The sequence below is a fragment of the Flavobacterium sp. FPG59 genome, from assembly GCF_002150205.1.
Classification (GTDB): domain Bacteria; phylum Bacteroidota; class Bacteroidia; order Flavobacteriales; family Flavobacteriaceae; genus Flavobacterium.
The window spans coordinates 1-5,514 of sequence record NZ_MTCA01000200.1; the positions used below are offsets into that span (position 1 = coordinate 1).

Genomic DNA, 5,514 nt, shown 5'->3' on the forward strand with positions numbered 1-5,514 from the left:
CTTTAGCATGTGCCGCATAAAAATCAATTTTTTACAATTTCTAATTTTTAGATTTTTCTTTGATAGCGTTTGAAATTTTTATGAATTTGAAGAGGTTTTTTCAAGGTCTTACGTTTTCTGACTACAACATATTGGGTACAAACAAAATTAAGTATATTCTTCAGATTTGCAACCGAACTTTTGCGAATAACATCATCCCAATTTCAAAATCCTTTGTCCATTAAGAGAATTCACAACACTGTTGTTTAACCTTCACTGCTCTGGATTTTTATTACGAACGCTTTCTTGTTACATTCTTTCCCATAAAGTAGATCCCAATTGCTATAAAAGGCAGGCTCAACAATTGACCCATATTTAATAGCATTCCCTCTTCAAACTCTACTTGATTGATTTTGACAAACTCAATTAGAATTCGCATCGTAAAAATTAAAGTTATTGCCAGACCAAACAAAAATCCATTTCCTAGGGTAATTTTTTTCGTTTTGTAAATAGCAAAAACAATCCCGAAAATGAGGAGGTACGCAATGGCCTCATAAAGTTGGGCTGGATGTCTAGGAACACTATCAATCCTACTAAAAATAAAGGCCCAAGGCAAGGTTGTGGAATTGCCTATCATTTCTGAGTTCATTAAGTTGGCAAGCCTAATAAATGCTGCTCCTAATGGCGCAACAATAGCTATTAAATCTAGTATTTTCAGGTATTTTATTTCATATTTTTTTGAATATAAAAAAAGTGAAATAATCAACCCAACCGTTCCGCCGTGACTGGCTAAACCTGCATAACCACTAAATTTATATCCTCCGCTTATCGTTTTTTGAATGGGTAAAAAGATTTCTAATACGTTTTTTGAATAATAGTCAAAATCATAAAACAAACAATGTCCCAATCTTGCTCCAGCAAAAATCCCTATAATTCCATATAGAAACAATGCTTCATGAGCGCTATCTGTTAAGTTTTCTCTTCTATAAATTATTTTAAGAATGTACATACTTAAAAGCAAGCCACTGGCAAATAAAAGCCCATAATATTTTAAGGGGAAACCAAAAATGTTTATTATTTCGGAATCAAAATCCCAATTGATGTATAGTGTTGTCATATTTTATTATTACTATTTATTGCTGCACTTTATCGGTATTGCGGCCATATTTTACCATCCTACCATCCATTCAATTCCAAATCTACTTCGGAGGATTTGGTACACAAATAAAATCAATTCTATAATTGTATTTTCTTGTTTAACTTAAATTAATCGGAAACTTTTATTCTACGAAACTAACCTTAGTTACTGAACCTACATCTAGCTACATAACAAAAGTCAGCATCGTTTTGTTCTTTTCAAATGTAAACAAAAATTCTTACGTATCTATTTACTATCACTGTTAAATCCAAAACTCAGTATAATCAATAGCTGGAAAGCATTAAGACTTCTACTCCAATTACTGCTATAAATCCTTGACGGACAATTTTTTTACAAAACATTTGTTTATTTCAAATTTTACTCTACATTTGTAGAGCAATGTTTCAAACTGTAGAATATGAAAAACCGCAATTACTATTATATTATCCTTATTAGCCTCTGCATCAGCCTAGCAAGTTGCAGTATCAATCAAACTAAAAACGGATATAAAACCGGCAAATGGATAGAAAGTAAGGAGTTTATGAATGTTAAATCTAGCGCTGTCGGTCGTTACCGTAAAGGAAATAAAACCGGAACGTGGAAGCAGTTCGTGGGTGAAAGATTAGTATCGCAAGAAAAATTTAAAAAGAAAAGTTGCCATGTGATTAAATACCACAACACTGGAAGAATTCAGCAAATAGGATTTTCAAAAAAATACTTAATCGACTCAAAAGAAGAATGGCTACCCACCGGATATTGGCAATTTTATGATTCCGAAGGAGTTTTACTAGGCACCAAAATCTACGAAAAAGGAATACCCGTTCAAGAAACATACACCAATTAAAAAATACACATGCAACAGCTCACCAACGCCGAAGAACAACTCATGGAACACCTTTGGCAACTCGAAAAAGCCTTCATGAAAGATTTACTCGAAGCCTATCCAGAGCCAAAACCTGCTACCACAACGGTTGCTACTTTGCTAAAACGCATGATTGACAAGCAATTTGTAGCCTACCGCGAATATGGAAACTCAAGAGAATATTATCCTTTGGTCAAAAAAACCGACTATTTCTCGAAACACGTTAACGGATTGATTAGTAATTTTTTCAACAATTCGGCATCACAATTTGCTTCTTTCTTTACCAAAGAAACCAATTTGTCGCAAACGGAACTGGAAGAACTCAAGAAAATAATTGACAGTGAAATTCTAAAAAAGAAAAAATGACCGACTTTCTAATCAAATCGACCCTCAGCCTTGTGGTACTTTTAGGCGTATATCACTTGCTGCTAGAAAAGGAAAAAATGCACCATTTCAATAGGTTTTACTTGTTGTTTGCTTTGGTTTTTTCAATGGTGATTCCGTTTATAACTATTGAAGTTGTTCAGGAAATTGCTCAACCCACAGTAACACCCGGAAATACCCAAATACTACCAGCAACTGCCGTTGTAGTGGAAGAAACAAACTATTTAGCAATAGCGCTTTGGGGTTTTTATGGGTTTGTCACAGTCATTTTGGGGTTTCGATTTCTGCGTAATGTGGTGCAGATTTCAAAAAAAATGAAGTCCAATACATCCATTGTATACCAGAATGCTCAATTGGTTTTGGTTCCCGAAAAAACGTTACCGCATACGTTCTTGAATACCATTTTCATCAACGAGACGGAATACAATAACCGTGAAGTTGAAGCCGAATTGTACACACACGAGCTTACGCATGTGACTCAAAAACACACTTTGGATATTTTGTTTATCGAAGTATTGAAAACCATTTTTTGGTTCAACCCTATTTTTATTTTTTACAAAAAAGCCATACAACTCAACCACGAATTTCTTGCCGATGAGAAAGTAGTGGACTCCTATAACAATGTTCCGTTTTACCAATCTTTGTTGCTCTCAAAGGCAAACGCGAACCCAACTTTTTACTTGGCCAGTAATTTGAACTATTTAATAACTAAAAAACGATTACTTATGATGACTAAAACCACATCAAACTCAAAATCAATTGCGAAGAAAATTATTTTGATACCTGTTCTATCTGGACTATTTTTTATGTTTTGTTTCAAAACTATTGCTCAAGTAAAAAACATTGCACAAGTTACCACCAAAACTAAACTTACAGCAACTAACGATTCCCGAAAAGATGAATACTATGCTGGAGTTAGAGTAGTCATTCATGATCTTGTAAAAAACAAGGAAATTGACACCAAATATGAAGACATAAGTGAAGAGTACAAGAAAAGAGTTTTTTTCTATGTCCCAACTGGCTTTGAAAAAAAATCACCAACAACTCAAGAATTAGAGAACTTTAAAGATCCTAAAAAATACGCCATTTGGATAGATGGGGTTCACCAATCCAATAAAGCATTAAACAATTTTAAACCTAGTGAAATTGCTTTTTTTCAAGGTAGTAGTGTTTCAAAAAATGCAAGAAGCAAGAAATTCCCACAACCTTACCAATATAGTTTTTACACACATAATTATTTCGAAAAAAACTTAAAAAACTCGCACAAGAAATTCAGTGGAGAAAAATTAGAAGTTACAATTTGTAAAGATAAAAATACAAGACCAATCAGAACTAAATAGTTGATGAAACCATTAACAACAGAAACTAAACTTTTATCTCCTGTTTAGATAAAGCTTTGGGTTTCTTTCTTTACCAAAGAAACCAATTTGTCACAAACGGAACTGGAAGAACTCAAGAAAATAATTGACAGTGAAATTCTAAAAAAGAAAAAATGACCGACTTTCTAATCAAATCGACCCTCAGCCTTGTGGTGCTTTTAGGAGTGTATCACTTGCTGTTAGAAAAGGAAAAAATGCACCACTTCAACAGGTTTTACTTGTTGTTTGCTTTGGTTTTTTCGATGGTGATTCCGTTTATAACTATTGAAGTTGTTCAGGAAATTGCACAACCTGCAGTTACGGCTGGAAATATCCAAATCCTACCAACAACTGCCGTTGTAGTAGAAGAAACGAACTATTTAGCCATTGCGCTTTGGGGTTTGTATGGGTTTGTCACAGTAGTTTTGGGGTTTCGATTTATGCGTAATGTGAAGCAGATTTCAAAAAAAATGAAGTCCAATACACCCATTGCATACCAGAATGCTCAATTGGTCTTGGTTCCCGAAAAAACCTTACCACACACGTTCTTGAATACCATTTTCATCAACGAAACGGAATACAACAACCGCGAAGTTGAAGCCGAATTGTACACACACGAGCTAACGCATGTGACTCAAAAACACACTTTGGATATTTTGTTTATCGAAGTATTGAAAACTGTTTTTTGGTTCAACCCCATTTTTATTTTTTACAAAAAAGCCATACAACTCAACCACGAATTTCTCGCCGATGAGAAAGTTGTGCACTCTTATAAAAATGTTCCGTTTTACCAATCTTTGTTGCTCTCAAAAGCAAACGCGAACCCAACTTTTTACTTGGCCAGTAATTTGAACTATTTAATAACTAAAAAACGATTACTCATGATGACTAAAACCACATCAAAAAGAAAAGCCATTGCCAAGCAAGCCTTGCTCTTGCCTGCGGTGACAGCGCTACTATTTTCACTATGCACCAAAGTTGTGGCGCAACAAATAGGTACCAAGCAAAATGCGCAACCTAACAAAGTGGGGAGTTTGTTTAATACCTATTACAATAAAACCACTTTTAAGGTAAAAGATGAAAAGGGAAAAATTACCGCCGAAAAAAAGTACAACGACTTAACTCCTGCCGAAAAAAGGGCGATCCCATCGATTTTATCAAAAGAAGAAAGACTACCAACCAACGAGGAACTTTTAACCAAATTAAGCAAAGGTGCTCCCGAAACTATGGAAATTGATCTGTTTAGCCTTGAAAATAAGATTGTAAAAAAAGGAGAAAACGACATCTATAACTCTCCAGAAATAAGCGAAAAACCAGATTTTCCTGGTGGGATGGATAATTTTTACAAATTTGTAGGTAACAATTACAAAACTCCAGAGCAACCCGATTTAAAAGGGAAAATTTACATCTCTTTTATCATAGAAAAAGACGGAAGTATCACTGACGTAAAGAACATTCGTGATATTGGTTTTGGCACTGGTGACGAGGCAGTACGCGTAATGAACATTTGCCCAAAATGGATTCCTGGAAAAGTAAAAGGCGAGCCCGTACGAGTGCTATACAGTTTACCAATAACTATACAATCAGCTAAATCCTAATTAAAAACAAATCCGCTTCAAGACTAGACCTGAAGCGGATTTGCTTTTTTAATGTTGATGGTTTTGATTGTGAAATTCTTTATAAAACGAGATCGTTAAGGCGATTTTTTAAATAAATTTTGTTCCTTACCAAGAGGGATATGTAATGAGATAATCTTGAATTTTAATAAAAATTGAATATTGTATTGAGAGCTT

5 protein-coding genes and 1 pseudogene are annotated in these 5,514 nt (G+C 34.4%); 5 read left to right on the top strand and 1 reads right to left on the bottom strand.

Features of this window, described 5'->3' with window-relative positions; genetic code table 11:
• Positions 1-271 precede the first annotated feature (271 nt).
• Positions 272-1,096 (bottom strand): prolipoprotein diacylglyceryl transferase, encoded by an 825-nt coding sequence (gene lgt / locus FPG59_RS13300; protein WP_086455075.1) that lies wholly within the window; start codon positions 1,094-1,096, stop codon positions 272-274.
• A 439-nt stretch (positions 1,097-1,535) separates the two neighbouring features.
• On the opposite strand from lgt, the gene FPG59_RS13305 reads away from it, so the two are divergent.
• The 5 genes and pseudogenes from FPG59_RS13305 to FPG59_RS13320 all read left to right on the top strand — a co-directional run bounded on the left by FPG59_RS13305 (position 1,536) and on the right by FPG59_RS13320 (position 5,319).
• Positions 1,536-1,961 carry a hypothetical protein gene (locus tag FPG59_RS13305; RefSeq protein ID WP_086455076.1) on the top strand — a complete coding sequence of 142 codons (426 nt, stop codon included), beginning with the start codon at positions 1,536-1,538 and terminating at the stop codon, positions 1,959-1,961.
• A gap of 9 nt (positions 1,962-1,970) precedes the next feature.
• The gene (locus FPG59_RS13310; RefSeq protein WP_086455077.1) at positions 1,971-2,345 is read left to right on the top strand and encodes a BlaI/MecI/CopY family transcriptional regulator; all 375 of its coding nucleotides are present in this window, start codon (positions 1,971-1,973) and stop codon (positions 2,343-2,345) included.
• The gene (locus FPG59_RS13315; protein WP_086455078.1) at positions 2,342-3,703 is read left to right on the top strand and encodes a M56 family metallopeptidase; all 1,362 of its coding nucleotides are present in this window, start codon (positions 2,342-2,344) and stop codon (positions 3,701-3,703) included. The genes FPG59_RS13310 and FPG59_RS13315 overlap by 4 nt, the downstream gene beginning before the upstream one ends.
• Before the next feature lie 57 nt (positions 3,704-3,760).
• Positions 3,761-3,859: pseudogene (locus tag FPG59_RS16970) on the top strand (BlaI/MecI/CopY family transcriptional regulator); the annotation flags it as partial.
• Entirely contained in the window at positions 3,856-5,319 is a 1,464-nt protein-coding gene (locus FPG59_RS13320) for a M56 family metallopeptidase (protein WP_086455079.1), read from the top strand. The pseudogene FPG59_RS16970 and the gene FPG59_RS13320, both read left to right, overlap by 4 nt.
• Positions 5,320-5,514: the final 195 nt, after the last annotated feature.

Excerpts from the sequence above, each read along its gene's own strand:
- lgt (WP_086455075.1), bottom strand. The coding sequence starts at position 1,096 with ATGACAACACTATACATCAATTGGGATTTTGATTCCGAAATAATAAAC.
- FPG59_RS13305 (WP_086455076.1), top strand. The coding sequence starts at position 1,536 with ATGAAAAACCGCAATTACTATTATATTATCCTTATTAGCCTCTGCATC.
- FPG59_RS13315 (WP_086455078.1), top strand. The coding sequence starts at position 2,342 with ATGACCGACTTTCTAATCAAATCGACCCTCAGCCTTGTGGTACTTTTA.
- FPG59_RS13310 (WP_086455077.1), top strand. The coding sequence starts at position 1,971 with ATGCAACAGCTCACCAACGCCGAAGAACAACTCATGGAACACCTTTGG.
- FPG59_RS13320 (WP_086455079.1), top strand. The coding sequence starts at position 3,856 with ATGACCGACTTTCTAATCAAATCGACCCTCAGCCTTGTGGTGCTTTTA.